The organism is Phenylobacterium sp. LjRoot225, assembly GCF_964252855.1.
Classification (GTDB): Bacteria; Pseudomonadota; Alphaproteobacteria; order Caulobacterales; family Caulobacteraceae; genus Phenylobacterium.
In genome coordinates, this window is sequence record NZ_CAXUPL020000001.1 from 1,913,052 (window position 1) to 1,937,127 (window position 24,076).

Here is a 24,076-nt window from a genome sequence, read left to right on the forward strand (position 1 = left end):
CACAAAGGGCGGCGCCTCCTTGCAGATTACCAGCGGTCGGCGGGCGTTTCGTCCAGGGTCAGCGGCCGCTGATAGGCGACGTCGCGCTTGTCGCGCATGCCCTTTACGTAGCCTAGATCCTTAAAGAGCTGCGTCGACAGGATCGTCGCCTCGCCGGTCATCAAGACGTCGACGGTCGTGCGCCGGAGCGCAATCCTCCACTCGCCGTCGCGCCGCTCGAGCCGGTCTGCGTAGCGGCCGGCGATCAGCCGCGCAGTCTGGCCGTCGGGATTGAGGAACAGGCCCACCGCGTAGCTCTCCGCATGCGCGACGTCGCCGTCGATCTCGCAGGCGTGCGTCGTGATGTTATGCATGTTCTGCTGCGAGCCGGCGCTGTGCTGGGCGTTGGCCCACTCCGGATACTTCGGCCCGGAGTTGATCGCCCAGCCGTGCTCGTCGACACCGTCGGCATGGTAGGCGCTGGCCAGCAGGTCGGAGTCGTGGCGGTCGCAGCCGCGCGCGTGGCGGGCGATGCAGTCCAGGATCTCGGTCCGATCCATCAGGTACTGAAGCTTCCGCTCCAACTGCTCGATGCGCGTATTGGCGTCCATAAGGATCTCCCTAGGTGCGCCGCCCGCTTCGCTCGTGGCAGGCTGGCAGATGTTGGTTGAACGGGCGCGCGCGCTCAGGCGAAGGGCTCGTCGCCCTGGATGGTCGTGCGGTGCATGAGCCGGCCGCTGTCCAGCGCGTACGGCATGGCGCGGTGCATGGTGCCGGTGTTGTCCCAGATCACCATGTCGCCGACGGTCCATTCGTGGCGATAGACGAACTGCGGCTGGGTTGCGTAGTCGCGCAACCGGGTCAGCAGGGCCCAGCCCTCGCGCAGATCCATCCCTTCGACGTGGCTGGCGGTGGAGCCCAGCACCAGCGACTTGCGCCCGGACCGATGCGTCCAGACCAGCGGCAAGGTGTTCGGCTGGAAGGTCTGCCAGGCCTGCAAGGTCTGGTACGACGGCTCCGGATTCACATAGCGCTGGGAGACCTCGAACATGTGCACAGCCTTGAGCGTCTCGAGCGTCCCCTTCTCCGCTTCCGGAAGGTCGGCCCAGGCAGCGTAGGTGTTGGAAAACTCGGTCTGGCCACCGACCGGCGCGAGACTTCGCCCGCTCATGATCGAGGCGAAGATCGGCACGTCCGACATCGTGCCGTCGATGTGCCAGTAGAAGGCCCCTTTGGTGTACTCCGCGACCGGGTTCACCTTCGGGTCCATGCTGATTTTGAACACATCGGACTCGACGATCGGGCCGAGCGTCTTGGTGAAGGCGATCTGCTGCTCGTCCGTCAGGTTGAGCTCACGGAAGACGACGACGCCGCGCTCTTCCAGCAGGGCGCGGATCTCCGCGGAGAATTCGCCGTTCACCAGCGCATCGACGTCGGCCTTCAATTCGCTGCCGATCTTCGGGGTCAGATCGGTGCGAACAAGCTTGGTCTGAACCGTGGCCGACATCGTCCATCTCTCTCCATCGCCGCTGCTGAACAGGTGATTAGCGCTTAGAACACGTGAGGGTCAACACTCCCGCCTCAATCCGATCGCCACGGCCTGGCGCCCTTGCCGCGCACCGCGGTCAACGCGGGTGGCAGATCTAACTGGGGGGGGCCGGAGGAAGTTTCGGGGCGTGATCAGGCTGGGCGCGACGCAGCAACAGCTCGACGATCACGCGCGCTTCGGCGTGACCGCCGTAGATGCCGACGTTCTCCTCCATGACCAGCGAACGGGCCACCGCAGCGATCAACACGGTCACCCCGACCGGCGGGAAGTCCCTCGCAAGCATGTCGTCCCCCAGCACTTGGGCGACGGTCTGCGCCTGCATCCCGCGGGCGAACTCGGCGTAGCGGGCGATCTCCACCTTGATCGCCTTGCGATGGTTGGCGAGCGCCATGAACTCGATCGTCAGTGAGGTGCGCACAGCGTCTGCGCTCAATTCCCAAAGCGCGGTGAGGGGCGCCGGCGAGTTCAAGGCCGCTTTCAGCCGTTCGAGGTTCTGCTCCGTCGTGCGTCGGTAAAGCGCGACCAGCAGGTCATCCGTCGTCTTGAAGTAGTAGTGAACCAGCGCCGGAGTCAGGCCGACGGTCTTGGCCACGCGACGGGTGCTGACGGCTGCATAGCCCTCGTCCAGCATGAGCTGCGCCGTGGCGTCGAGGAGCAAGGTGCGCGTCGCCGAGTTTTCTGGGCCGAAACGCCGCGTCGAGTTCAAGGACCGCCCCTCTCCCGGCCGCATCAAGGCGAAAGCGACCACGGGCTGTGATAGGCGCCGGCGAACCGCAGCGCAAATTTGCCTGACGAAGGTCTGGCCTCGCCGTGCCACGCGAGGGCCTGCCTGGCGGTCGTCGATTGACAGGGCCGCCGGATGCTAACACGATGACAAACAACGGCGGAGCGACGGCGGATCAGCAGCCCCGCAACGCGAGAGAAGGACGCGTCCGCACCGGTCAGCTGGATCTCGCGGGCCCAATGTCGAGGCATCGGAATGACCACCGCTCAACAGAAAAGCGCGCCGGAAGCGCGCGTGGACGTGCTGGCCCGCGAGGCTCAGGTCCTCGGCGCGCCGCCCCGGATTGCGCCGCTGAACCCGGACGAGGCGTTCGAGCTGGCGATGGAGAACACCGCGAGCTTGCGCAAGGCCGCTTCGCGCAGCTCTGAGAACCTCTCGGTCGCAGACATCCCCGAGCTGGTTTTCACCCTACTCAAGCATCCCGACCTCTACCAGGCGATCGCCGGCCTCTCGATCCAGCTCCTCGGCCGCGGCCGCCTATCGCCCCGCGACCGCGAACTCGTGGTGCTACGCGTCGCCTGGCTGTGGCAGGCCCCTTACGAGTGGGGTGAGCACGTCAAGCTGGCGCATGCAGCGGGCGTCACCAGCGAAGAGGTCGAGCGGGTGATCGCAGGCTCCGCCGCGCGGGGCTGGGACGAGCATGAAGCCGCTCTGCTCCGCGCCGCCGAAGAGCTGTGCGACGACGCGATGATCTCCGACGCGACCTGGGCGGTGCTGGCGCAACGCCTGGACGAGCAGCAGTTGTTCGAGCTGCCGGTGCTGGTCGGCCAATTCACCAATGTCGCCTTCTTCCAGAACGCCCTGCGCCTGCGGCTGGAGTCGCATAATCCAGGCCTGCACGCGCGCTGAACCGGGCATCGCGCGAGGTTCGACAACGGCGCGAGCTCGCGAAGGCGCCGCGAACGCACTCACCTCGGCCGCGTCGACGGTCGTGCGGCGACCGTCTCGTCGGTGATGCCGGTCACCGCGGTGACTTCCGCCGGGATGCTGTCGGCCGTGCGTCGACCAGCCAGTCGACCGCGGTGACGATGCTGGCGGCCGGCGAGCAGAGGAACACCGCCACGGCAGCGAACTCGTCAGCTTGGCCGATGGGCCCGCTGGCCGGGCGGCCACGGGCCTAGGCGCGGAGCTCCGCACGAGCCTCTGAAGATCCGAGGGGAAAATCATGTGGCGCTGCATTTAAACAGACAATATCGTGCGATTACGAGCTCATCTGAAGTGAGCCTGAGGGGACGTCAGCATGGAGATCGCAGGGTGAAGCTTGACTGGCTCGTGGCCGTCGCCGTCGGCGTGGCGTTCAACGGCGTGACCCTGGGTGGGGCGCAAGCCGCGGCTTCACCAGCCGAGGGTGCGACGGTGTTCCGTCAGCGTTGCCAGTCCTGCCACGCGGTCGACCCGAGCCGACCCTCCACGCTCGGCCCCAACCTGGCCGGCGTGGTCGGCCGGAAGGCCGGGAGCGGCGCCTTCCAGTACACGCCGGCCCTGCAGGCGTCCGGCCTGACCTGGAGCAAGGCGAGCCTAGACCAGTTCCTCACCGGTCCGTCTCGGATGGTCCCCGGGACGCGGATGGTCGTCTCGCTTCCGGACTCGGCGCAGCGCGCTGCCGTCATCGACTATCTCGGCACGCTCCACTGATCCGCCGCCCGGGCGGGCGGCGGATCGTGTCGCAATCTTGAAGGGCGTGGGCATGGAACCCATTCGTTATGCAATGATCGGCGGCGGCCAGGGCGCCTTCATCGGCGGCGTCCACCGCACGGCGGCGGCGATCGCCGGAAACTGGCGCCTCATCGCCGGCGCCCTGTCCTCGACACCGGAGAAGGCGAAGGCGTCGGGCGCGGAGCTCGGCCTGGCGGCCGACCGCACCTATGGCTCCTGGCAGGAGCTGATCGAGCGCGAACAGGCGCTGCCGCGGGACGAGCGGATCGAGGCGGTGTCGATCGTCACGCCCAATCACGCGCACGCCGCGCCTGCCATCGCCGCGATGGAAGCTGGCTTCGACGTGATCCTCGACAAACCGCTGGCGGACTCGCTGCAGAACGCCCAGCCGATCGCCGAGGCCGCCGCGCGCACCGGCCGGCGGATCGCCGTCACCCACACCTACACCGGCTATCCGCTGGTCAAGCAGGCGCGCCGCATGGTCGCGGGCGGCGAGTTCGGGGCGGTCCGCCGGGTGATGGTCAAGTACACCCAGGACTGGCTGTCGCGCGCCTCTGACGTCGCCGGCAACAAGCAGGCCGAGTGGCGCGTCGATCCGGCGCGTTCCGGCGACGCCGGCGCCTTCGGCGACATTGGCACCCACGCGGCGAACCTCGTCGAGTTCATCACCGGCCAGCGCATCGCCTCGATCTGCGCGGAGCTGACCGCGCTGCCCGGCCGCAGCATCGACGACGACGGCGCGGCGCTGTTCCGTCTGGTGGGCGGCGGACGCGGGACCCTGACGGCCAGCCAGGTCTGCGTCGGCGACGCCAACGACCTCGCCATCTCGGTCTATTGCGACGAGGCCGGCCTGCACTGGCGCCAGGAAGAGCCGAACACCCTGACGGTGGCGCGGCGGGACCGGCCGACCGAGGTGTGGGGCGCCGGCGCGAACCGCGCCTACCTCGCGGGCGACATCCTCGCCATCCAGCGCACGCCCGGCGGCCATCCGGAGGGCTATCTCGAAGCCTTCGCCAACATCTACGCCGCGTTCGGCCGGACGATCCGCGGCGTCGCCGCCGCAGGCGACGAGCCCGGCTTTGCGACGATGGACGACGCCCTGTCGGGCATGAAGTTCATCCGCGCCTGCCTCGACTCCAGCCGCCAGGGCGCGGCCTGGGTCGATCTTTCCGTCATCGCTCCGACGCCAACGCCTTGAGGAACGCACTCAGATGAAGGGTCCCGCCATCTTCCTCGCACAGTTCGCCGGCGACGAGGCGCCGTTCAACTCGCTGGACGCGATCACCAGGTGGGCGGCCGGGCACGGCTACAAGGGGGTGCAGATTCCGACGTGGGACCCCCGGCTGATCGACCTCGCCAGGGCGGCGGAGAGCCAGGACTACGTCGACGAGATCAAGGGCGTCTGCGCCGCCAACGGCGTCGAGGTCACCGAGCTTTCAACCCACCTGCAGGGTCAGCTCGTCGCCTCGCACCCGGCCTATGACCGGCTGTTCGACGGCTTCGCGCCGCCGGCGTTGCACGGCGATCCTCCGGCCCGCCAGCAATGGGCCGTCGAGCAGCTGAAGCTCGCCGCGCGGGCCAGCCGGCGCTTCGGCGTGACCAGTCACGCGACCTTCTCCGGCGCGCTCATGTGGCACATGGTCTACCCCTGGCCGCAGCGTCCAGCAGGGCTGGTCGAGGAGGGCTTCGCCGAGCTGGGCCGCCGGTGGCGGCCGATCCTGGACGTGTTCGAGGAGAACGGCGTCAACGCCTGTTACGAGCTACACCCGGGCGAGGACCTGCACGACGGGGTGACGTTCGAACGCTTTCTCGAGGAGGTGGGCGGCCACCCGCGGGCCAACATTCTCTACGACCCATCGCACTTCGTGCTGCAGCAGCTCGACTATCTGGCCTTCATCGACATCTACAACGAGCGCATCAAGGCCTTTCACGTCAAGGACGCCGAGTTCCGCCCGAACGGCCGGGCCGGAGTCTACGGTTCCTACGCCGGCTGGGTCGATCGGCCGGGCCGCTTCCGCTCGCTGGGCGACGGCCAGATCGATTTCGGCGCGATCTTCTCCAAGCTGACCCAGTACGGCTACGACGGCTGGGCCGTGCTCGAGTGGGAATGCTGCCTGAAGCATCCCGAGCAGGGCGCCGCGGAAGGCGCGCCCTTCATCGCCCGCCACATGATCCGCCGGGCCGAACGCGCCTTCGACGACTTCGCCGGGGCGGGCGCCGACAAGGGGCTGATCGACGACGTGCTGGGCCTGAACAAAGCCTGAGCGGCGCCAAGCCGTCAGGGGGGGACATGGAAACCAAAAGCTATAATCGCAAAGCGATCTTCTGGATCTGCGTGCTGGCGCTGTTCACCGCCGCGCTGTCCTTCTCGATCCGGACCGGCGCCTCGGGCGCGATCAAGGCGGCCTTGCTCGATCCGGCGGTCCCGCAGCATTCGGGCGAGATGATCGCCGTAGCGCTGGGCAATTCGTTCCTGGGCTTCGCGCTCAGCCTGCTGGTCATCTCGCCGCTGCTCGACGTGTTCGGCGCCAAGCGCGTCATCCTCTTCGCCTCGGCCTGCTACATCGTCGGCCCGGCTCTGATCCTGCTGTCGCCGCATATGGGCGGCATCGACGCCGTCTACGGCATGCTGACCATCGGCATGGTCATCTCCGGCTTCGGCTGGGGGGCGACCGAGGCCTCCATCAATCCGGTCACCGCCGCCCTGTACCCCAACGAGAAGACCAAGGAGCTGAACATCCTTCACGCCTGGTGGCCGGCCGGCATTGTGCTCGGCGGTCTTGCCAGCTTGCTGTTCCTCCAGCAGCTCCATCTCGGATGGCAGGCGGTGGTCGCGCTGATCCCGATCCCTGGCGCGCTGTTCGGGCTCTGGGCGCTGAGCCAGCGGTTTCCCAAGACCGAAAGCACCACTCTGGGCGTCTCGTTCACGGAGATGCTGGCCGAGCCGTTCAAGCGGCCGAGCTTCTGGATCTTCCCGGCGATCATGTTCCTCACCGCCTCGGCCGAGCTTGCGCCCGGATCCTGGGTGGACGTGGCGCTGACACAGACCGTCGGCATGCCCGGCATCGTCGTGCTGATCTACGTCTCGGCGATCATGTTCATCATGCGCCACTTCGCCGGCGCGCTGGAGCACCGCTTCTCCGACATGGGGCTGCTCTGCCTTTGCACCGTCCCGGCGGGGATCGGGCTCTATCTGTTGAGCTTCGCCGCCTCGCCGCTCGCGGCGATCGCGGCGGCGACGCTCTGGGCGTTCGGCGTCTGCTTCATGTGGCCGACTATGCTGGCCGCCGTCGCGCGCCGCTATCCACGCGGCGGGCCCTGGAGCATCGGGATCGTCGGCTTCGCCGGGGCGATGGCGATCTATTTCGTGCTGCCGCAGATCGGCAAGATCTATGACGCGGCGAAGCTCGAGAAGGCCGGCGGCGAAGCCGCATACTCCGCGCTGCGGGCGGGGCCGGAACTGCAGCAGGTGCTCGCCTACGCCGCCAAGCAGTCGTTCCAGGTCATCGCCCTGGTCCCGGCCGTCCTGTTCTTCATCTTCGGCGCGGTCTGGCTCGCCGAACGCAAAGGAAAGCGCTGACCCATGAAGATCGGCATCAACATGCTCCTGTGGACCGGTCATGTCGCGCAGGAGCACGTGCCCGTCCTGAGCGCGCTGAAGGCGGCCGGTTACGACGGCGTCGAGGTCCCGGTTTTCGACGTCTCGGACGAGGCGCACTATCGCTGGCTGAGCGCCGTCCTGGACGACATCGGCCTGGAGCGCACGATCGTCGCCATCATCCCGGATGAGGCGCACAGCCCGATCTCGTCCGACGCCGCGCATCGGCAAGCTGCGGTCGACCATCTGCGACGCGTGATCGACTGCTCCGCCGCCCTGGGCGGCACGGTGCTGGCCGGGCCGTGGTTCCAGCCCCTCGGTGTATTCACCGGCGAAAAGCCGAGCGAACGCGAACTGGAGCATTGTTCCGAGGTGCATCGGAAGGTCGCGCCGCTCGCCCTCCAGGCGGGGCTAACCGGCGCGCTGGAGCCGCTGAACCGCTTCGAGGCCCATCTGCTGAACACCTGCGAGCAGGCGATCGCCTACGCCGCGCGCGTGGCTCAGCCCGGTTTCGGCATCCTCTACGACACCTTCCACGCCAACATTGAAGAGCGGGATCCGGTGGCGGCGCTCCGCGCCCTGCACGCGTCCGGCGCGCTGACCCACGTCCACATTTCCGAGAACGACCGGGGCACGCCGGGGCGCGGGCACGCGAAGATCCGCGAGACAATCGCCGCGCTGAAGGGGCTGGGTTACGACGGCTGGCTGACGATCGAGGCGTTCGGCCGCGGGGTGCCGGAACTGGCCGCGGCCACCCGGGTGTGGCGCGACTTCTTCGCCAATCCCGAGGAGGTCTACTCCGAGGGTTTCGGCCTGATCCGCGAGTGCTGGGACCAGGCCTGATCCGGGTCAGGCCTTAAGCTTGCTGAGATAGGCGTAGGAGCGCGCGACCGCCTCCATGCGCGGGATGGCGAAGGGCGGCTCCTGCTCGACGTAGAAATGGCGGACGCCCGCGTCATAGGCGGCGGGCAGGATGCGCGCCCAGTCCAGTTTGCCGGCTCCAACCTCCGCCGGCTTCATGGACAAGGCGTAGTTCACGCTGTTCCCCGCGGCGACGTCCTTGACGTGGAGCTGTGTGACGCGGCCGCTGTGCCGCTTGAGGAAGGCTGCCGGATCGAGACCCGCCGTCGCGACCCAGCCCACATCGATCTCGAAGCTGACGACGGCGGGGTCGGTTTCCTTGGCGAGGATTTCCCAGCCATTGGTCTTGCCGACCGGCGCGAACTCGACGTTGTGGTTGTGATAGCCGAGCTGGACGCCCAGCGGCTTGAGCGCCGCCCCTCGTTCATTCAACAGCGCCGCGGTGCGCTTCCAGAGGTCCTCGCCCGCCGCGCCCACGGCCCGGCCGATGGCGGCCTGGACGCTCTCGCCGGGCTGCGGTCTCATGTTCTCCGGGAACAGCATGATGGGCAGGACCGCCCGTTTGGCGCCGAGCACGCCGAGGCTGTCGGCGATCTCGGACGGCGCGCTGGTCAACGACAGGCCGGACGCCGGTCCCCGTGTGCTGACGCCCAGGTGCAGGCTGCTGATCATCAGTCCCGCTTGATCGGCCGCCTGGCGGACCGCCGCGGGCGTGCGACCGTAGAGGCTCGGGAGCTCGATGTCGCGATAGCCGATCGCGGCGCACTTGGCGAAGGTCGCGCCAAGGTCGCGCGCGGCTTCCTCGCCGAGCGTGTAGATCTGCAAGCCGACCGGAAGGCCGATGCGTTCGAAGAAGGGCTTGTGCTCGGCGGCGGCGCTCGGCGTCTGCACTACGGCGAAGGCTCCTCCTGCGACCATCGCGGCCAACAGTGAACGGCGGTTGAATTCCTGCGGCATCGGCCGGTTTTCCCCCTGAGGCTGAACAGGCCCCGCCTGCGCCGGTATGATTTGTTTTATGAATAAACAGCCCGCCCGGCTCTCGACAAGTCTAATCGAACGACTTAGTGCCTTTATCCGCACGCGTCCCGTCGCGGCCGTGGGCCCAGAGGACGCGAGGAGAGGAGATGCCCGTGAGTGGTGTGCTGAGCCTGGACCGGCGAGCGTTGTTGCAGAGGATTCTGTTGCTCGCCGGCGCCGCGGTCGTACCCGGCGCCGAAGCCCTGGCCGCAGCCCCCGAGGCGGGTGAGCGTCTGCTCAATCCGACCCGCTACGCCCTGCTGACGGCGGTCGCCGACACGATCGTTCCCAAGACCGATACCGCCGGTGCGGTCGACGTCGGCGTTCCGGCGCAGTTCGACGCCCTGCTGCGCAACTGGGCGGCCCCCGCGCGCCGCGCCGAAATCATCGCCGCGCTGGACGCCATCGACACCGGCGCTCGGCAGAGCCGCGGGAAGGCGTTCGCCGCGCTGACGCCCGACGAGCGTCACGAGTTCCTCTCGGCGCATGACGCCGCGGCGCTGCAGCCGACCCGCCAGGACCTTGGCCAGAACCCTCTGGCCGAGGCGCCGTCGGTCGGCGATCCCAAAACCGGGAAGCTCAAGCAGGAGTCGACGGCGAGCCGGAGTTTCATGGCTGGGCCCGCCGTGGCGAGCCCCGGCTACGCCAAGCTGAAAGAGCTGATCGTCGTCCTCTACTACTTCTCCGAGCCGGCCCTGACCCAGGAGCTCGTCTACGAGCACGCCCCCGGCGAATGGCGCCCCTCGCTTCCTGTCACTCCCGAAACGCGCGCCTCTGGCGGCGCCGGATTTCTTTAAGGGCGCCTGAGCATGTTCGACGCGATCGTTATCGGCTCTGGAATGAGCGGCGGCATCGCCGCCAAGGAACTGTGCGAGCGGGGCTTGAAGACGCTCGTGCTCGAGCGCGGACGCAAGCTGGAGCACGGCGCCTCCTACACGGACTGGATGCAGCCGTGGGACCTGCCGAACGCCAACTTGGTCCCCGAGGAGGAGCTGGCGCGCGACTACCCCATCCAGGGCAAGTGCTACGCGTTCACCGAGGCCACGCAGCAGTACTGGGTCAAGGACAGCGAACACCCCTACAGCTTTCCGGCGGACAAGCCCTTCTCCTGGATCCGCGGTTACCACCTCGGCGGCCGGTCGATCATGTGGGGCCGCCAGTCCTACCGCCTGAGTGAGATGGACTTCGAGGCCAACGCCAAGGACGGCCACGGCTCCGACTGGCCGATCCGCTATGCGGACATCGCGCCCTGGTATGATCACGTCGAGCGTTTCATCGGCGTCGCCGGCTCGAAAGAAGGGCTGCCGCAGCTCCCCGATGGCGAGTTCCTGCCGCCGTTCGCAATGAACGACGCCGAGGCGCAGTTCAAACAGGCCGTCGAAAAGGCTTTTCCCGGACGCCGCGTGATCCCGGGTCGGGTGGCGAACCTCTCCAAGGCCCAGCCGCACCATGAGGAGCTTGGCCGTTCAAGCTGCCAGAACCGCTCGCTCTGCGAACGCGGCTGCACCTACGGGGCCTACCACTCAAGCCTCAGCTCGTCGCTGCCGGCCGCCGAGCGGACCGGCAACCTGACGATCGTCACCGACGCGATCGTGCACAGCATCATCTACGATCCCAAGACGAAGAAGGCGACGGGCGTCCGGGTCATCGACGCCAACACCAAGGAAGGCCGCACCTACGAGGGCAAGGTCATCTTCGGTTGCGCCTCGGCGATCGGCACCGCGCAGATACTGCTGAACTCTAGATCGGAGGCCCAGCCGAACGGGATCGCCAACTCCTCGGGCATGGTCGGGCGCAACCTGATGGATCATCTCTACGCCCTGAGCGTGATGGGCACGATGCCCAACGGCCCGAACACCTACTACAACGGCCGCCGGCCGACTGGCCTCTACATCCCCCGGTATCGCAACGTCAGCGAACCGGCGGACTTCCTGCGCGGCTACGGCTTCCAGGGGTCAGTGTCGCGAATGGGTTGGCGCAACGCCGCGCTCGGCAAGCCGGGCGTCGGCGCCGAGTTAAAGGCCCGCACGCGGAAACTCGGCCCGTGGTTCGCCTACTTCTCGGGCTTCGGCGAGATGCTGCCCAACCCTGAGAACCGCGTCACGCTGCATCCCACCCGCACCGACAAGTGGGGCGTTCCGATCGTTCACATCGAATGCGCGATCGGCGAAAATGAGAAGAAGATGGCCGTCCAGATCATCGAAGATGGAAAGGCCATGGTCCAGGCCGCAGGCGGGGAGGTCGTCAACACTATGACGACCCCGGGAACGCCTGGCCTGGGGATCCATGAGATGGGCACGGCCTGCATGGGCAAGGACCCGACGAAGTCGGTGCTCAACCGGTACAATCAGGCCCACGACGTCGAAAACCTGTTTATCACCGACGGCTCGGCGATGGCTTCGAGCGGGTGCCAGAATCCCTCGTTGACCTATATGGCGCTCAGTGCGCGGGCGGCTCACCACGCCGCGGAGTTCCTGCGCGCGGGCAAGATCTGAGCAAGGACAGGCGATGGCCAGAACCAGGGGCCGCGCAGGCGTTGCAACGTCGGCTTCGGCCAGCGCGAAGCCGGGTCCGCGCGGCCGGCCCACCGCTGAGCGCGCCGCCGCCATCGAGCAGGTCATCCGTTCGGCCGCGCTGGAGGTGTTCCTGGCGGCCGGCTTCGAGGCCGCCAGCATGGACGCCATCGCCGCCGCCGCACAGGTCTCGAAGGGCACGCTCTACGCGCGCTATCCGAACAAGGAGGCCCTGTTCCTGTCGGTCCTGCAGGGCCAGCGTGAGCGCCTGGGAGAACAGGCTGCGGCCTTCGACCATCTCATCCCGAACGACCTGGAAGGCCGCCTGCGGCACCATGCGCGAACCCTGGTCCGCACGACGCAGAACCCGGAGTACCAGCGGCTCCTCCAACTCGTGGAGACCAACGCCGCGACCTTCCCCGAGCTCCCCCGGCTGTGGAACGAGGACGGGGCGGTAGGATACCTGCGACTGCTGGCGGACAACATGGCCGCAGCCGCCTCGCCCGCGCACCAGGACGTCGACTGGGATTTCGTCGCCAACCTCTTCCTGCACGCGATCGGCGGCTGGCTGCGCACCCAGGCCTCATTGCAAACGTTTGACGCCGAGCGCGCGGCGACCTTCAGCGACGGCGTGATCGCCGTCGTCATGGCGTGGATCCACGATCGGACGCGTCTGGATACCAACTCCCCCTAATCCAAGCGGAAATCCAATGAGATCAATTGCAATTGCGGCGGCGGCGATGGCCGTGGTGGCCGGGCCGGCGGCGGCGCGGACGGTGAGCGACTGCCCCCTTCGGGATGCGCCATTCTCCATTGAGTCCCCACTGGTCGACCTGCTGCTCAGCCCGTCGGCCAAGGCGGTGCTGGCGAAAGCCGCGCCGGGACGTCTCGACAAGCTGCCGCCCGGCTTCGCTGGAACCGAGCCGCCGACGTTCGCGGCCATCCTGACGCTCAAGGGGGCCAGCGGCTTGACCGGCCTGAAGCTGGAGGCGCTGCCGGCGATCGACGCCGAGCTACGGGCGATTCCCATCACCGATGCCGACCGGGCCGCGCGCTGCGCCCGCTATGACGACGATCCGGTGAGCTTCTCGGTCCCGAAGGGCATGCCCGCCGTGTTGCTGTTCGACAAGATCAACGGTTTCCGCGACGGCCCCTCGGTGAACGCCGCCCGCGCGGCGTTCGAGAAGCTCGCCGAGCAGAAAGGGTGGACCATCGTCTCCACCGACAAAGGTGGCGCCATCCGGCCGGAGACGCTCCGCCAGTTCGACGCGGTGATCTGGAACAACGTCAGCGGCGACGTCCTGACCCTGGCGCAGCGGAAAGCCCTGAAGAGCTACATCGAGAACGGCGGCGGCTTCCTCGCCGTGCACGGTTCGGCCGGTGACCCGGTGTACTTCTGGGATTGGTACGCCGACACGCTGATCGGCGCCCGGTTCAAGGGACATCCCATGGGCCCGCAGTTCCAGGACGCCCGGGTGGTGGTGGAGGACCGCAGCCATCCGATCGCCGCCAAGCTCCCGTCGGATTGGGTGATGAACGATGAGTGGTATTCGTTCCGCACCAATCCGCGAGCGGCCGGCGCGCACGTGATCCTGCGGCTGGACGAGTCCAGCTACAAGCCCGAGGGCATGGGCCAGGATCTGCGGATGGGCGACCACCCGATCGCTTGGACCAATTGCATAGGCAAAGGCCGCGCCTTCTATTCCGCCATCGGCCACCGGCCGGAAGTTTACGCCGCCCCCCAGCATCTTGCGCTGCTCGACGCGGCCCTCGACTGGACGGCCCTTGACCGCAAAGCCTGCCCCCCCGCGCGCGCCGCTAGGCAACCCGCAACCGCGCGCTGAGGGGCGCTTGAATTGTGCAGACGAGGCCGTCAGCGGCGAAGTCCAAGGCCACCTTGGCCCCAAGCTCGCCCGCTACGCCTCGCTGCAGCAGACGCGAGCCGAAGCCGCGCCGCGTCGGGGACAGCACCGGGGGACCGCCGCTTTCGGACCACACGATGCGTACGTGGCCCTCGCCAACCTCTGTTGTGAGCTTCACCCTGCCGGCCTCGCGCCAGGCGCCGTGCTTATGGGCATTGGTGGCCAGCTCGTGCAGCGCCATCCCGAGACTTACGGCGTGGTTGGGGTCGAGTTGGAGGTCCGAGCCTTCGTAAGAGTAGGGACGCCCATAGGGTTTGAGCACTGCATCGGCGACTTCATGGAACGAGGCGCTCTCCCAGGCGTGCCGCACGAGCAGGTCGTGGGTCGCCGAGAGCGCCAGCAGCCGCTCAAGAAAGAGATCGCGCGGCTCGTCAAAGCACACGCCGGCGAGTGTCTGCCTGGCCATCGACTGGACGGCGGCCAATGTGTTCTTCACACGATGGTTGAGCTCGTCGAGCAGCAGCTTCTGATGAGCTTCGTGCTCCGCCATCCGCCTCATGGTGTCGCGGAGCGTCAGCTCGCTGCGCTTGCGCTCAGTTATGTCCATGATGGCGGCGAGTAGCCGTTTGGGCTGCCCTCCCTGGGTCACCATCTCGGCGACGCAATAGACCCAAATCTCCTGGCCGTCGTTGCGATGCATGCGGAATTCGGAACGGAAGGGCGAGCCGGCTTCCTGGGACGAGGCCCATTCCTTCTGCACCCGCGCGCGATCCTGCGGAGCCACCTGGCCGATAGGCGGTGACGAGAAGGTCTCCGGACGCAGCGGACCGCCGAGGATGGACGCCGCGGAGCCCCCCTTAATCAGCGTCTGCGTCTCGTAATCGAGCTCATAGACCTCCATCCCCGCGAGCTCGGCGGCGACGGCTAGCCGCCTCTCGGCCCGTTGGATGGCCTCGCGGGCGGAGACCTCCTCGGAGATGTCCATCGCGGCCCCGCGAATACCGACGCACACACCGTCCTCTAAAATCGGCTGGACGAATTCCCGCAACCAGCCTCTCGCGCCATCAAGACGCGCGTATGGCGCCTCGCCTTTGTACGGCTCGCCGCAAACGCGCACGCGGTCCGTAATCGCGCGGAACCGCGCCGCCGTCTCAGGATCGTATGCGCCCACGGCTTGCTCTATGGAGAGTTCCTGTAGGCCCTTGGCGTTCGATATCCGCACGGTGTCGCGGCGAAAATCCGTCTCCCAACTGCTGAGCGAGACCAACGCCGCCAGCGCGCGCAACGCCGAAGCCTCCTCGCTCGCTACGCGCTCGCGCGCCTCCGCGGCCAGGCGCGCCGCCTCGATGTCGCTGACGTCCCTCAAGCTGACGAACAGGGCTACAGACTGGCCGGCCTCATTGCACATTGGCGAGATGATTGCCTCCAGCTTTGGGCGGGCGCCGGCCGCCGGCGAGGCGGCGAAGTGGCGGGCCTCACCATGCGCCGCAGCCTCGACATGGGCCTCGACCGCGGGGCGGCTTAGCTCGGGCCATAGCGAGCGCCATGGCGCGCCAACGAGAGCGCCCGGTTCGCGGGCGCCCAGCATTGCCGCCGCGCTCGAGTTGGCAAACCGCACTGTTCCATCGATCTCCAGAACCAGCACGCCCTCGGGGCTGCTCTCGAACATGGTCCGGAGCAGCGGTTCCGCCAGTACTTGGCTCTGCCCCCAACAACTCATCAGTGTCTCTTACGTGTCGCATCGCGCGTGTATCGAGGTTACTAGAAATGGTCGCATATCAATCACCGCGAGCCAATCTCGCTGATGGGCGGCTCTCCCCCTTTCGCGATAGCCGCCGACCACGGGGCGGAGCCAACGATAGGAGGAGTTCCCCACTGCCGCGATCGTCTCCAAGTGCAAATCACCACGCTGGCGCTTGGATCAGGTGGGTCCAGCTCTGCCATCGTGGTCTTCCGCTCCACATTTGCCGCTGCCGAACAGCGGATCGGCCTTCAAGGTTCGCTGACACGCGGACATCGCGCGTCAGGAAGTAGTTTGGGGGCGAGTACCGAGATGCGCCTCTTGCCGGCGAAGCGGGTCACCTGGACGTAAAGGTCAACTGTCGAACGAACGTAACGGACCACGTCCTCCCAGCTCAGCCGCGCGCCCGACTGCAGGACCAGAAGGGCGAGTTGCTCGACGGCGCGTTCGGGGGAGTCCGCATGGATCGTGGTGAGCGAGCCGGGGTGGCCGGTGTTGATGGCCCGCAGGAAGGTGAAGGCTTCCCCGCCGCGTATTTCCCCGAGGATGATGCGATCGGGCCTCATGCGGAGTGCTGCGTTGAGCAGATCGTCGGTCGTGACCGCCGCCTCCCGAAGGGAACTGCGCGCCGCGAGCAGCCCGACGGCATTCTCATGAGTGAGTTCGAGCTCCGGCGCGTCCTCGATTAGGATTAGCCGTTCTTCGGCTGGGATCTCCTTCATCAGCGCGTTGAGCAAGGTCGTCTTACCCGTGGACGTGCCGCCGGAGATCAGAATGTTCTTGCGCTGGTGGACTGCGGCCGCGAGCGACGCGGCATGGCCGCCGGAATCGCCGGCGACAGACCGGTGGGCTGGGGGCGGCGTTTCGGCGGGCGCGTTCACCGCGGCGAAGGATCCGCGATCGACGAGATCCTTGAGAGTAAGGCCTGCGGAGGCGTGCTTGCGGATGGCGATCGCGAGCTCCCCGCGCGTCGCCGGCGGCGCGACGATCTGGACCCGTGCGCCGTTTGGCAGCGTAGCCGACAAAATCGGATGCTCGCGGCTGATGCCCTGGCTCGAGAAGGCGGCGATCTGTCGGGCCAGCCTTGCAAGCATTTCGCCGGTGAGGGCGGCCATCTCGTGCCGCTCGATGCCCCCTCCCAGACTCTCCACCCAAAAGACGCCCGGCCCGTTGATGTAGAGGTCGGTCACGTCCTCCGTAAGCGGCGCTCCGAGGGCACCTTCCAGGCCTGAATCGAAGCAATGACAATGGCGATCTCGCTCGGGGACGAGATCCGCATGTCTAGTTTTGACCCTACGCACGACCTTACGCACGAACCCAAGCCGACCGTGGTCCGACGGCTGGAGGTGATCACAGGCATCGGCGGGCGGCGGAAGTGGTCGGTCGACGCGAAGGCCGAGATCATGTTGGAGGCGCTGGCGCCCGGCGCGACGGTGTCGGAGGTCGCGCGCCGCCACGATCTGCGGCCCCAGCAGGTGTTCGGCTGGCTGCGCGAAGCGCGCAAGGCCGGCCAGCCGGCGCCGGCGCCGGCGTTCGTGTCCGTGGTGGTCGAGCCGGAAGCGCCGGCGGCGCCCACCCCGAAGAAGCGCCGCAAACCGCGGGCGGGCGGCGGCATCGAAATTGAGATCGACGGCGTGGTGGTGCGGATCGACCGCGGAGCGGAGGCCAAGACGATCGCGGCAGTGATCCAGGCGCTGAAGGCCGGCCAGTGATCCCGGGATCGGGGCCGCCAGCGGGCGTGAAGGTGCTGGTGGCGACCAGACCGGTGGACTTCCGGCGCGGCATGGATGGCTTGGCGCGGGCCGTGAAGGAGGATCTGAAGGCCGATCCGTACTCGGGCGTGATCTACGTCTTCCGAGCGAAACGGGCCGATCGGATCAAGCTGCTCTACTGGGACGGATCCGGCCTGGTGCTCTACGCCAAACGCCTGGAACAAGGCGGCTTCCGGTGGCCGCAGATCACCGACGGCGTCATGCGGCTGAGCGCGGTGCAGCTGTCCGCCCTCGTTGCCGGAATGGAGTGGACGCGGGTGATGGCGCCGCGGCGGACACGGGCGCCGCAGGAGGTGTCCTGATCACTGCGGCGAGATGACTCAGGGCGCACGTGGGGGCGCCTCAACGGCCTCGGAATATGGTCTGCTTGGCCTCGTGGAAACGCCGCGCGACATGGACGCTGAGGCCCTCTGGGAACTGCTCCAGGCGGAGCGCGCGCGCCACGCCGCCGAGCTCGCGGAGCGTGACCGCAAGATCGCCGCCCATGAGGACGCCCGCGCCGCCGACCACGACCTGATCGCGCGACTGAGCCGGATCATCCGGGACCTCCAGCGCACCACCTTCGGGGCTCGCTCGGAGAAGCTTGATCCCGATCAGCTCGCGCTGGCGCTGGAGGAGCTCGAGCAGGAGCTGGCCGGCGCTGAGCTGCGTCTGTCGTCACCGGCCGAGAAGGCGGCGAGCGCCGCCAAGCGGCGGGCCAACCGCGGATCCCTGCCGGCTCACCTGCCGCGCGTCGAACAACTGATCGACATCGAGGACAAGACCTGTCCGTGCTGCGCCGGCGCCCTGCACCGGATCGGCGAGGACGTGGCTGAGCGGCTGGACGTGATCCCGGCGACCTTCCGGGCCCTGGTGATCCGCCGGCCCAAGTACGGCTGCCGGAGCTGCGAGGAAGTGGTGGTGCAGGCCCCCGCGCCGACGCGTCTGATCGAGGGCGGGCTGCCGACGGAAGCCACTATCGCCCACGTCGTCGTCGCCAAGTACGCCGACCACACCCCGCTGTATCGTCAGGCGCAGATGTACGCCCGCCGCGGCGTCGTGCTCGACCGCTCGACCCTGGCGCACTGGACCGGGACCGCCGCCGAGCTGCTGAAGCCGTTGCACGCACGGATGCTGGAAAAGCTGAAGAGCTCGGGAAAGCTCTTCGCCGACGAGACCCGAGCGCCGGTGCTGGACCCTGGGCGTGGCCGAACCAAACTCGGACAGCTGTGGGCCTACGCTCGCGACGACCGCCCGTGGGGTGGGCCCGCGCCGCCGGGCGTGGCCTTCGTCTACGCCGGTGACCGGGCGACCTCGTCGCCGGCGAAACATCTGGCTGGCTACCGCGGCGTCCTGCAGACCGACGGCTACAGCGCCTACAAGGCCCTGGCCAAGCAGGGAGCTGTCGAGCTCGCCTTCTGCTGGGTCCACACCCGCCGCTACTTCCACAAGCTGCTCGATGAGAAGAGCCCGGCGAAGACGCCCATCGCCGCCGAGACCATCGCCCGCATCCAACAGCTCTACGCCGTCGAGGCCGAGATCCGCGGCCGATCGGCGGAAGAACGCCGCGCCGTGCGTCAGGAGAAGAGCGCGCCGATCCTGGCCGACCTGAAGACCTGGCTGAGCGCTCGCCTCGAACTGATCAGCCAGAAGGGCGATCTCGCCAAGGCCATCCGCTACGTCCTGACCCACTGGGACGGGCTGACCCGCTTCGTCGACGACGGCCGCATCGAGCTGGACACCAACACCGTCGAACGCGCGATCCGACCGCTGGCTCTGACGCGGAAAAATAGCCTCTTCGCGGGCAGCGAAGGCGGAGCTGAACACTGGGCGGTGCTGGCGTCGCTGATCGCCACCTGCAAGCTCATCAGCGTCGAGCCTCAGGCCTATCTCGAAGACGTCATCACCAAGCTGATCAACGGCCATCTGCAGAGCCGTCTCGACGAGCTGCTGCCGTGGGCCTACGCCTCGGACGCCGGCGCCTCGGCTCTCGCGAAGAGCTTGTAGAACAGCGCCTCGGCCCGCTTGAGGCCCTCGTCCGTGAACCACACCGACTTGGCCTTGCCCCGCGGGCTATCAATGAGCCCCTTCTCATAGAGCCGGTCCATCGCGCCCCAATCAAACGTCTTCCAGGCGCGCGCCGCGCCCGTAAACCGATCTCGCTCGCACAGCCCCAAGAAAAGCAGCGCCAGCACGGCGTCGTCGATCCGATCGGAGTCTATCGCTGGCTCTGGATGCATGGAGGCCTCCGCCCCCCATACCCTACGTCCGATCGGGCAGACCGACGATCACCGTGGTCTCGGCGCGCCGCTTACCGCCTTGATCACCGCCGCCACGGTCTTGGCCTCCGCGCCGCGACAGACGCGGACCACCACACCGTCGATCTCCAACTCGATGTCACCGCGTCCGGCGCGCACCGGTTTCGGACGCGTGCGCTCCGACTTCTGAGGAGCCTCGACCAGCGCCGGCACAAAGCTCATCGGGGGCTCAGGCTCAGGGATCCGCATCCCGCGACGCCATCCGAAGAGTTGCTGCGGGCGGATGTCATGGCGACGCGCCACCTCCGACACCGTCGCACCCGGCGCCAGGCTCTCCTCGACGATCCGCGCCTTGTCGTCCGGCGACCAGCGCCGCCGGCCGCCCACGCCCGTCAGCACCTCCAGCCGGCGTACCTGCACCGGCTTAGGGTCAAGCGTAGGGTCAAATCCAGACATGAAACGATCCGCCCAAGGGGATCGTCACCTTCACCGGCCCGCAGCGTCAGCGGAAGGTGGGGTCAGAACAGCGCTTACGATGTAGCCGCCGCCCGGGGCTACGATCACGGCGCTGCCGTTGGCGCGGCCGGTCTGCGGTCGATAGACCGTTATCAGTGGCGTTTCAGCAACGGAATCACTCGTCGCCCCAGGAGCTCGCCCCGGCCACAGCCGATAGGTGTCCGGCCGGAGAGATGGCGGGAGACTCGCCTCGTCCATCGCCGCCGCCGGAGCCGGTTTCGCCGTCACGGGCGTGCTGAAACCGCCGACACTTGCAAAGGCGGAGATCGTTGCCAGGCAGCTAAGGCCGAGGAACGAACTGCGCACGCGCAGCGCCCGGGATGTGCGCAGCCTAGCTCGGCCGGACACAGAAAGTGATTGGTGCACTGAAACTGCCCCCCTCAATTGAGTACGATTATTGTCTTCTCGCCGGTCACTGAGGCATTGGCGCTCGCAACGCCGTGCGCATCGACAGCTTCGCTAGCGAGCCAAACGCCGTCCATGTGGTGATGAATGATCGAGCGGCTCGCTAGTTAAGCCTATGCATGGCGACGAAGCGGCGTCGGCCCGCGCCAGTTCGCACGACGTACGCGTCAGCCGTCCGTCGGACCATCATGTCGGAGCGTCCCTCAATGGGGCGCCCCCCTTCCGTATATCGAACGCCTTGGGCCAGCGGCAGGTGCACCTCCGCGGAGGCGTTCGGCGGCACAAGCACGTCCATGTCCAGCCCGCCGGTGGGCCGCAGGATCCAACTGGTCGAGATCTGTCCGACGGCGGAGAGATAGTCGGCTCCGCCGCTGGTCAGGCGTCGGTCGAGAACAGGGCGGACACGGAATGATTTGAAGCCAGGCTCTATCGCTTCGATCCCGGCCAGTCGGCGGAAAAGGAACCCGCTCACGGCGCCGAGCGCATAGTGATTGAAGGAGTTCATGGCCACGTCGCCAGTGTCCCCGTTCCAGCGCTCCCAAATGGTCGTGGCGCCCTTGCGAACCATGTAGCCCCAGGACGGATATTCGGTTCGAAGCAGCAGGTCGTAGACGAGGTCGGCGCGACCGCCGTCAGCGAGCACGTCGAGGCTGTTGGGCGTGCCAAGGAAGCCTGTGGAAAGCAGCCGACCACGGCGCTCAATGTCGGCCGTGAGGCGCTGGAAAGCGGGCGCGCGCAGCTCATCCGGCAGCAGGTTGTGGCGTAGCGCCAGGATGTAGCCGGTCTGGCTGCCGTTTCCGACGCCCCCGCCAGGCTGGACGTAGGCGACACGGAACGCGTCGACGATCTTGGCGTGGAGCGTCCGCAAGCGGTCGGCCTGGATCGGCCGCGCTGTCACTTCGGCCATCTGGGCCGCGAGCTCGATCGATCGAGCCCAGCACGCCGTCGCGACCAGGTCCTTCGGCGTCGTGGGATCGCCAGGTTCTTTCGCGTCGAGCGCTAGCCAGTCGCCATAGTCGGACCCCCGCGCCTTCCGCCAGAGGTGATCGGGGTTCTTCGTCTCGATAAATCCGAGGTATCGTTCGATCGCTGACCAGTTCTCATCGATGATCGAGGGGTTCCCCGAGCGCCACCAGGCCGTCCAAGGGAGCACGACTCCAGCGTCGGCCCAGCCCGGCGCAGGTTCGCTCGTCAGCTGCGCAGCGGCCGGCGCGAAGTCAGGGAAGGCCCCGTTCGGCTGCTGAGCGTCGCGGATGTCTCTGCAGAACCGTTGCGTGAAGGCGTAGACGTCCATGTTGAACGCCGCGGCGTCCCAGAACACGTTGGCGTCACCCATCCAGCCCAGCCGTTCATCCCGCTGTGGACAGTCGGTCGGCACGGCGAAAAAGTTCGAACGTTGGCTCCAGACCGTGTTGCGCCAGAGCTGCTGGACCAGCGGATGACCCAGGCGGAGCCGTCCGGTCACCGGAAGGTCCGAATGCATGACTAGCCCAGTGATGGCGTCCGCCTTCAGTTCGCCGGGGTAGCCGCGCACTTCGACGTAGCGGAAGCCATGATAGGTGAGATGCGGCTGATAGCTTTCGCCTGCAGCATCGCCCCTGAGGACGTAGGTGTCCGTCGCCGCCGCACCGCGGAGGTTGGTTTGATTCACGAGCCCGTCTGGCGCGAGGATCTCCGCGAACCGCAATTCGACGCGGGACCCTGCCGCGCCTTTCACTTTGAGACGACACACGCCCGCGAAGTTCTGCCCGAAGTCGACGACGAAGACGTCTCCACGCGGCTTTGTGATGCGAACGGGCTTAAGCGTCTCGGTAACCCGGATGGGCGGTGCGACGTGCGCTGTGAGCACGGCCTCTGGCCGCTCCGCCGCGGCGGCCTCCGTCCAGGCGCGATCATCGAAACCTGGAGAGGACCAGTCGCCGAGCTCACGCCGGGCGTCGTAGAACTCGCCGTTGTAGATTTCCGACCGGAGGATCGGCGAGGGGGCGGTCCGCCACCCAGGGCCGGTCGCCACCACGTCCTGGCCGCCGTCGGCATACTGAAGTTCGAGTTGCGCCAGAATGCGGCGCGGCGCCGGCCCAAAGGCGTAGCGACCCACCGGTGCGATGGCGCTTGCGTACCAGCCATCCCCCACCAGAGCGCCCAGGGCGTTCGCGCCGGGGCGCACGTGCTCCGTGACGTCGTATACGCGGTAGAGCACGCGCTTGCGGAAGTCTTCAGTCTCCGGCGCGAGGTGAGCATCGCCGATCCGCTGGCCGTTCAGGAAGGCTTCGTAGGCGCCCAGCGCCGTGACGTAGAGACGTGCGCGACGCACCGGCCGGGCGGCGGTGAATTCGCGGCGCATGAAGACCGCCGGTGTGGCCGGCCATGGGAAGTCCGCGCGAAGGGTGCTCGCCAGGACCGCTGGCCGATCGACTCCTGAGGCTCCAGCGCTACGCCAACGGGTGTCGGTTGGAATGCGCAGCTCGGCTCCGTCATCCGTTCGTATGATCAGCAGGGCGGCGACGGCGCCTGCCGCGGGCGCTTTGTCGGGTGTCTTCTCCAAGACCGAGTGCGCCTGCAAGACGAGCTCGTGGTCACCCGCCGCAAGCGAGCCAAGATCCAGGTCGACGGCGGGGTAACGCCCCCAGCGCAGCTTGGATACTGGCGGTAGATTGACCGCACGTCCGTCGACCTCGACGCTGTCGAGTTCGTCGCGTACGGCGACGATGACACGGGCCTCAGTCGCCGGCCTGCTGAGCGTGAACTTCCGGCCGAAGCGTCTCGGCTCAGCGGTGAGCGGGGCGGCGTCCCAGATCCAGGCTGGATTGGCCGCGCGGTTGTCCGCATCGTAGCGCCGCTCGGCTGCCAGCCAGCCGCCGGTCCAGTCCTGGGGCTGCAGGAGGCCCATCTCCCAATAGCCTGGGTCCGGGCGCTCAAGTTGGCGACCGTGGTCGTCCCACACCTGGACAGTCCACCAGCACCCCTGCCTCGAGCGCAGGTCTGCGCCGCCATAGGCGATACCGAAACACGCCGCGGAGGCGACACGGCCGCTGTCCCACAGGAGATTGCGCCCGCTCCTCAGAGACTCGGCGTCGGGTCCCACCAGAATCCGGTAGGCGCTCTGCCGCACGTTCTGCTGCTCAGAACGGAGCCGCCACGAGAGCCTCGGGCGCAGAGCTTCAAGGCCGATCGGCCGCGGGAGGTTTTCGACCTGCAGATCTGACACCTGGGTCGTCACGAGCGCCGCGTCAGCGCGTCCGGCCTGCAATGCGCCGAGGATGATCGCTGCGCCGCCGGTGAAAGTCCGGCGATCAACACCGCGCTTCATGTCATTCCCCCCACTCCGTCGCTCCGAGCCGCAAACCCGGGTGGGGCGCCCAGGCTCGCAAGATCACGGGGCGCTAGCGTACGTGCCGCACCCTCGATCTGATAGGCGGCGGTGGCGCACCCCCAGCGAAAACCCGCCGGGAAGCTCAAGTCGCGCGGCTTGGCCGCGGCTGCAGAGGCGCTCGGGCTGAGCGTAGCGCAGGCGCCGACGCTCGCGCCGACCGAAGCTGCAAGTGCGCGTCGCGTAAGCATAATCTCTCCAATGGCGCTTCAGCGT

At 67.6% G+C, this 24,076-nt stretch carries 23 protein-coding genes; 13 read left to right on the forward strand and 10 right to left on the reverse strand.

Features of this window, described 5'->3' with window-relative positions:
• Positions 1 to 26: 26 nt before the first annotated feature.
• The 3 genes from ACSQ2B_RS09000 to ACSQ2B_RS09010 all read right to left on the reverse strand — a co-directional run bounded on the left by ACSQ2B_RS09000 (position 27) and on the right by ACSQ2B_RS09010 (position 2,234).
• Positions 27 to 590 (reverse strand): nuclear transport factor 2 family protein, encoded by a 564-nt coding sequence (locus ACSQ2B_RS09000; protein ID WP_436049112.1) that lies wholly within the window; start codon positions 588 to 590, stop codon positions 27 to 29.
• Positions 591 to 664: 74 nt separating this feature from the next.
• Positions 665 to 1,486: a TauD/TfdA dioxygenase family protein gene (locus ACSQ2B_RS09005; protein WP_436049114.1), complete on the reverse strand. Its 822-nt coding sequence runs from the start codon at positions 1,484 to 1,486 to the stop codon at positions 665 to 667.
• A gap of 136 nt (positions 1,487 to 1,622) precedes the next feature.
• Positions 1,623 to 2,234, reverse strand: coding sequence for a TetR/AcrR family transcriptional regulator (locus ACSQ2B_RS09010; protein ID WP_436049115.1), 612 nt, complete (start codon positions 2,232 to 2,234; stop codon positions 1,623 to 1,625).
• A 273-nt stretch (positions 2,235 to 2,507) separates the two neighbouring features.
• On the opposite strand from ACSQ2B_RS09010, the gene ACSQ2B_RS09015 reads away from it, so the two are divergent.
• From ACSQ2B_RS09015 to ACSQ2B_RS09040, 6 genes are all read left to right on the forward strand, one after another.
• Positions 2,508 to 3,161: a carboxymuconolactone decarboxylase family protein gene (locus ACSQ2B_RS09015; RefSeq protein WP_436049116.1), complete on the forward strand. Its 654-nt coding sequence runs from the start codon at positions 2,508 to 2,510 to the stop codon at positions 3,159 to 3,161.
• A 405-nt stretch (positions 3,162 to 3,566) separates the two neighbouring features.
• A complete protein-coding gene (locus ACSQ2B_RS09020; protein ID WP_436049118.1) occupies positions 3,567 to 3,947 on the forward strand; it encodes a c-type cytochrome in 381 nt (126 codons plus the stop codon).
• Between the two features lie 52 nt (positions 3,948 to 3,999).
• Positions 4,000 to 5,166, forward strand: coding sequence for a Gfo/Idh/MocA family protein (locus ACSQ2B_RS09025; protein WP_436049119.1), 1,167 nt, complete (start codon positions 4,000 to 4,002; stop codon positions 5,164 to 5,166).
• Between the two features lie 13 nt (positions 5,167 to 5,179).
• Positions 5,180 to 6,232 carry a sugar phosphate isomerase/epimerase family protein gene (locus tag ACSQ2B_RS09030; protein ID WP_436049120.1) on the forward strand — a complete coding sequence of 351 codons (1,053 nt, stop codon included), beginning with the start codon at positions 5,180 to 5,182 and terminating at the stop codon, positions 6,230 to 6,232.
• Between the two features lie 26 nt (positions 6,233 to 6,258).
• Positions 6,259 to 7,548: an MFS transporter gene (locus tag ACSQ2B_RS09035; protein ID WP_436049121.1), complete on the forward strand. Its 1,290-nt coding sequence runs from the start codon at positions 6,259 to 6,261 to the stop codon at positions 7,546 to 7,548.
• Between the two features lie 3 nt (positions 7,549 to 7,551).
• Positions 7,552 to 8,409 (forward strand): sugar phosphate isomerase/epimerase family protein, encoded by an 858-nt coding sequence (locus ACSQ2B_RS09040; protein ID WP_436049122.1) that lies wholly within the window; start codon positions 7,552 to 7,554, stop codon positions 8,407 to 8,409.
• A 6-nt stretch (positions 8,410 to 8,415) separates the two neighbouring features.
• Here the strand turns inward: ACSQ2B_RS09040 and ACSQ2B_RS09045 are convergent, their stop codons facing one another.
• Positions 8,416 to 9,384, reverse strand: coding sequence for a sugar phosphate isomerase/epimerase family protein (locus ACSQ2B_RS09045; protein ID WP_436049123.1), 969 nt, complete (start codon positions 9,382 to 9,384; stop codon positions 8,416 to 8,418).
• A gap of 167 nt (positions 9,385 to 9,551) precedes the next feature.
• Here ACSQ2B_RS09045 and ACSQ2B_RS09050 point away from each other — a divergent pair, with 167 nt between their 5' ends.
• From ACSQ2B_RS09050 to ACSQ2B_RS09065, 4 genes are read left to right on the forward strand one after another with little or no spacing between them, the layout of a single operon-like run.
• Entirely contained in the window at positions 9,552 to 10,241 is a 690-nt protein-coding gene (locus ACSQ2B_RS09050) for a gluconate 2-dehydrogenase subunit 3 family protein (protein WP_436049124.1), read from the forward strand.
• A gap of 12 nt (positions 10,242 to 10,253) precedes the next feature.
• On the forward strand, positions 10,254 to 11,939 hold the full coding sequence (locus ACSQ2B_RS09055; protein WP_436049125.1) for a GMC oxidoreductase: 1,686 nt from the start codon (positions 10,254 to 10,256) through the stop codon (positions 11,937 to 11,939).
• A gap of 13 nt (positions 11,940 to 11,952) precedes the next feature.
• Positions 11,953 to 12,651, forward strand: a complete 699-nt coding sequence (locus ACSQ2B_RS09060) for a TetR/AcrR family transcriptional regulator (RefSeq protein WP_436049126.1) — start codon at positions 11,953 to 11,955, stop codon at positions 12,649 to 12,651.
• Positions 12,652 to 12,667: 16 nt separating this feature from the next.
• A complete protein-coding gene (locus tag ACSQ2B_RS09065) occupies positions 12,668 to 13,801 on the forward strand; it encodes a ThuA domain-containing protein (RefSeq protein WP_436049127.1) in 1,134 nt (377 codons plus the stop codon).
• Here the strand turns inward: ACSQ2B_RS09065 and ACSQ2B_RS09070 are convergent.
• Together ACSQ2B_RS09070 and virB11 are read right to left on the reverse strand one after the other, a co-directional pair.
• On the reverse strand, positions 13,776 to 15,539 hold the full coding sequence (locus ACSQ2B_RS09070; protein WP_436049128.1) for a PAS domain-containing protein: 1,764 nt from the start codon (positions 15,537 to 15,539) through the stop codon (positions 13,776 to 13,778). The two genes, ACSQ2B_RS09065 and ACSQ2B_RS09070, sit on opposite strands and share 26 nt — an antisense overlap.
• A 272-nt stretch (positions 15,540 to 15,811) precedes the next feature.
• Positions 15,812 to 16,750, reverse strand: a complete 939-nt coding sequence (virB11, locus tag ACSQ2B_RS09075; RefSeq protein ID WP_436049129.1) for a P-type DNA transfer ATPase VirB11 — start codon at positions 16,748 to 16,750, stop codon at positions 15,812 to 15,814.
• Between the two features lie 57 nt (positions 16,751 to 16,807).
• Between virB11 and tnpA (ACSQ2B_RS09080) the strand changes: the two genes are divergently transcribed.
• From tnpA (ACSQ2B_RS09080) to tnpC, 3 genes are all read left to right on the forward strand, one after another.
• Positions 16,808 to 17,272: an IS66-like element accessory protein TnpA gene (tnpA, locus tag ACSQ2B_RS09080; protein ID WP_436047500.1), complete on the forward strand. Its 465-nt coding sequence runs from the start codon at positions 16,808 to 16,810 to the stop codon at positions 17,270 to 17,272.
• Complete coding sequence (tnpB, locus tag ACSQ2B_RS09085; protein ID WP_436047501.1) at positions 17,269 to 17,634, forward strand: IS66 family insertion sequence element accessory protein TnpB; 366 nt, start codon at positions 17,269 to 17,271, stop codon at positions 17,632 to 17,634. The genes tnpA (ACSQ2B_RS09080) and tnpB overlap by 4 nt, the downstream gene beginning before the upstream one ends.
• 91 nt (positions 17,635 to 17,725) lie before the next feature.
• Positions 17,726 to 19,318, forward strand: coding sequence for an IS66 family transposase (gene tnpC / locus ACSQ2B_RS09090; protein WP_436047503.1), 1,593 nt, complete (start codon positions 17,726 to 17,728; stop codon positions 19,316 to 19,318).
• Here the strand turns inward: tnpC and ACSQ2B_RS09095 are convergent.
• The 4 genes from ACSQ2B_RS09095 to ACSQ2B_RS09110 form a co-directional block, all read right to left on the reverse strand.
• The gene (locus tag ACSQ2B_RS09095) at positions 19,273 to 19,551 is read right to left on the reverse strand and encodes a DUF6429 family protein (protein ID WP_436047505.1); all 279 of its coding nucleotides are present in this window, start codon (positions 19,549 to 19,551) and stop codon (positions 19,273 to 19,275) included. The two genes, tnpC and ACSQ2B_RS09095, sit on opposite strands and share 46 nt — an antisense overlap.
• Positions 19,552 to 19,599: 48 nt before the next feature.
• A complete protein-coding gene (gene tnpA / locus ACSQ2B_RS09100; RefSeq protein WP_436049130.1) occupies positions 19,600 to 20,025 on the reverse strand; it encodes an IS66-like element accessory protein TnpA in 426 nt (141 codons plus the stop codon).
• A 568-nt stretch (positions 20,026 to 20,593) separates the two neighbouring features.
• Complete coding sequence (locus tag ACSQ2B_RS09105; protein WP_436049131.1) at positions 20,594 to 23,800, reverse strand: family 78 glycoside hydrolase catalytic domain; 3,207 nt, start codon at positions 23,798 to 23,800, stop codon at positions 20,594 to 20,596.
• Entirely contained in the window at positions 23,797 to 24,051 is a 255-nt protein-coding gene (locus ACSQ2B_RS09110) for a family 1 glycosylhydrolase (RefSeq protein WP_436049132.1), read from the reverse strand. Before ACSQ2B_RS09110 ends, ACSQ2B_RS09105 begins: the two co-directional genes overlap by 4 nt.
• Positions 24,052 to 24,076 lie beyond the last annotated feature (25 nt).

Coding starts and splice junctions, on each gene's coding strand:
- ACSQ2B_RS09015 (WP_436049116.1), top strand. CDS start 2,508: ATGACCACCGCTCAACAGAAAAGCGCGCCGGAAGCGCGCGTGGACGTG.
- ACSQ2B_RS09055 (WP_436049125.1), top strand. CDS start 10,254: ATGTTCGACGCGATCGTTATCGGCTCTGGAATGAGCGGCGGCATCGCC.
- ACSQ2B_RS09000 (WP_436049112.1), bottom strand. CDS start 590: ATGGACGCCAATACGCGCATCGAGCAGTTGGAGCGGAAGCTTCAGTAC.
- ACSQ2B_RS09070 (WP_436049128.1), bottom strand. CDS start 15,539: ATGAGTTGTTGGGGGCAGAGCCAAGTACTGGCGGAACCGCTGCTCCGG.
- ACSQ2B_RS09005 (WP_436049114.1), bottom strand. CDS start 1,486: ATGTCGGCCACGGTTCAGACCAAGCTTGTTCGCACCGATCTGACCCCG.
- ACSQ2B_RS09050 (WP_436049124.1), top strand. CDS start 9,552: ATGCCCGTGAGTGGTGTGCTGAGCCTGGACCGGCGAGCGTTGTTGCAG.
- tnpC (WP_436047503.1), top strand. CDS start 17,726: ATGGACGCTGAGGCCCTCTGGGAACTGCTCCAGGCGGAGCGCGCGCGC.
- ACSQ2B_RS09110 (WP_436049132.1), bottom strand. CDS start 24,051: ATGCTTACGCGACGCGCACTTGCAGCTTCGGTCGGCGCGAGCGTCGGC.
- ACSQ2B_RS09035 (WP_436049121.1), top strand. CDS start 6,259: ATGGAAACCAAAAGCTATAATCGCAAAGCGATCTTCTGGATCTGCGTG.
- ACSQ2B_RS09065 (WP_436049127.1), top strand. CDS start 12,668: ATGAGATCAATTGCAATTGCGGCGGCGGCGATGGCCGTGGTGGCCGGG.
- ACSQ2B_RS09030 (WP_436049120.1), top strand. CDS start 5,180: ATGAAGGGTCCCGCCATCTTCCTCGCACAGTTCGCCGGCGACGAGGCG.
- tnpA (WP_436049130.1), bottom strand. CDS start 20,025: ATGTCTGGATTTGACCCTACGCTTGACCCTAAGCCGGTGCAGGTACGC.
- ACSQ2B_RS09040 (WP_436049122.1), top strand. CDS start 7,552: ATGAAGATCGGCATCAACATGCTCCTGTGGACCGGTCATGTCGCGCAG.
- ACSQ2B_RS09025 (WP_436049119.1), top strand. CDS start 4,000: ATGGAACCCATTCGTTATGCAATGATCGGCGGCGGCCAGGGCGCCTTC.
- tnpA (WP_436047500.1), top strand. CDS start 16,808: ATGGCGATCTCGCTCGGGGACGAGATCCGCATGTCTAGTTTTGACCCT.
- ACSQ2B_RS09060 (WP_436049126.1), top strand. CDS start 11,953: ATGGCCAGAACCAGGGGCCGCGCAGGCGTTGCAACGTCGGCTTCGGCC.
- ACSQ2B_RS09105 (WP_436049131.1), bottom strand. CDS start 23,800: ATGAAGCGCGGTGTTGATCGCCGGACTTTCACCGGCGGCGCAGCGATC.
- ACSQ2B_RS09045 (WP_436049123.1), bottom strand. CDS start 9,384: ATGCCGCAGGAATTCAACCGCCGTTCACTGTTGGCCGCGATGGTCGCA.
- ACSQ2B_RS09095 (WP_436047505.1), bottom strand. CDS start 19,551: ATGCATCCAGAGCCAGCGATAGACTCCGATCGGATCGACGACGCCGTG.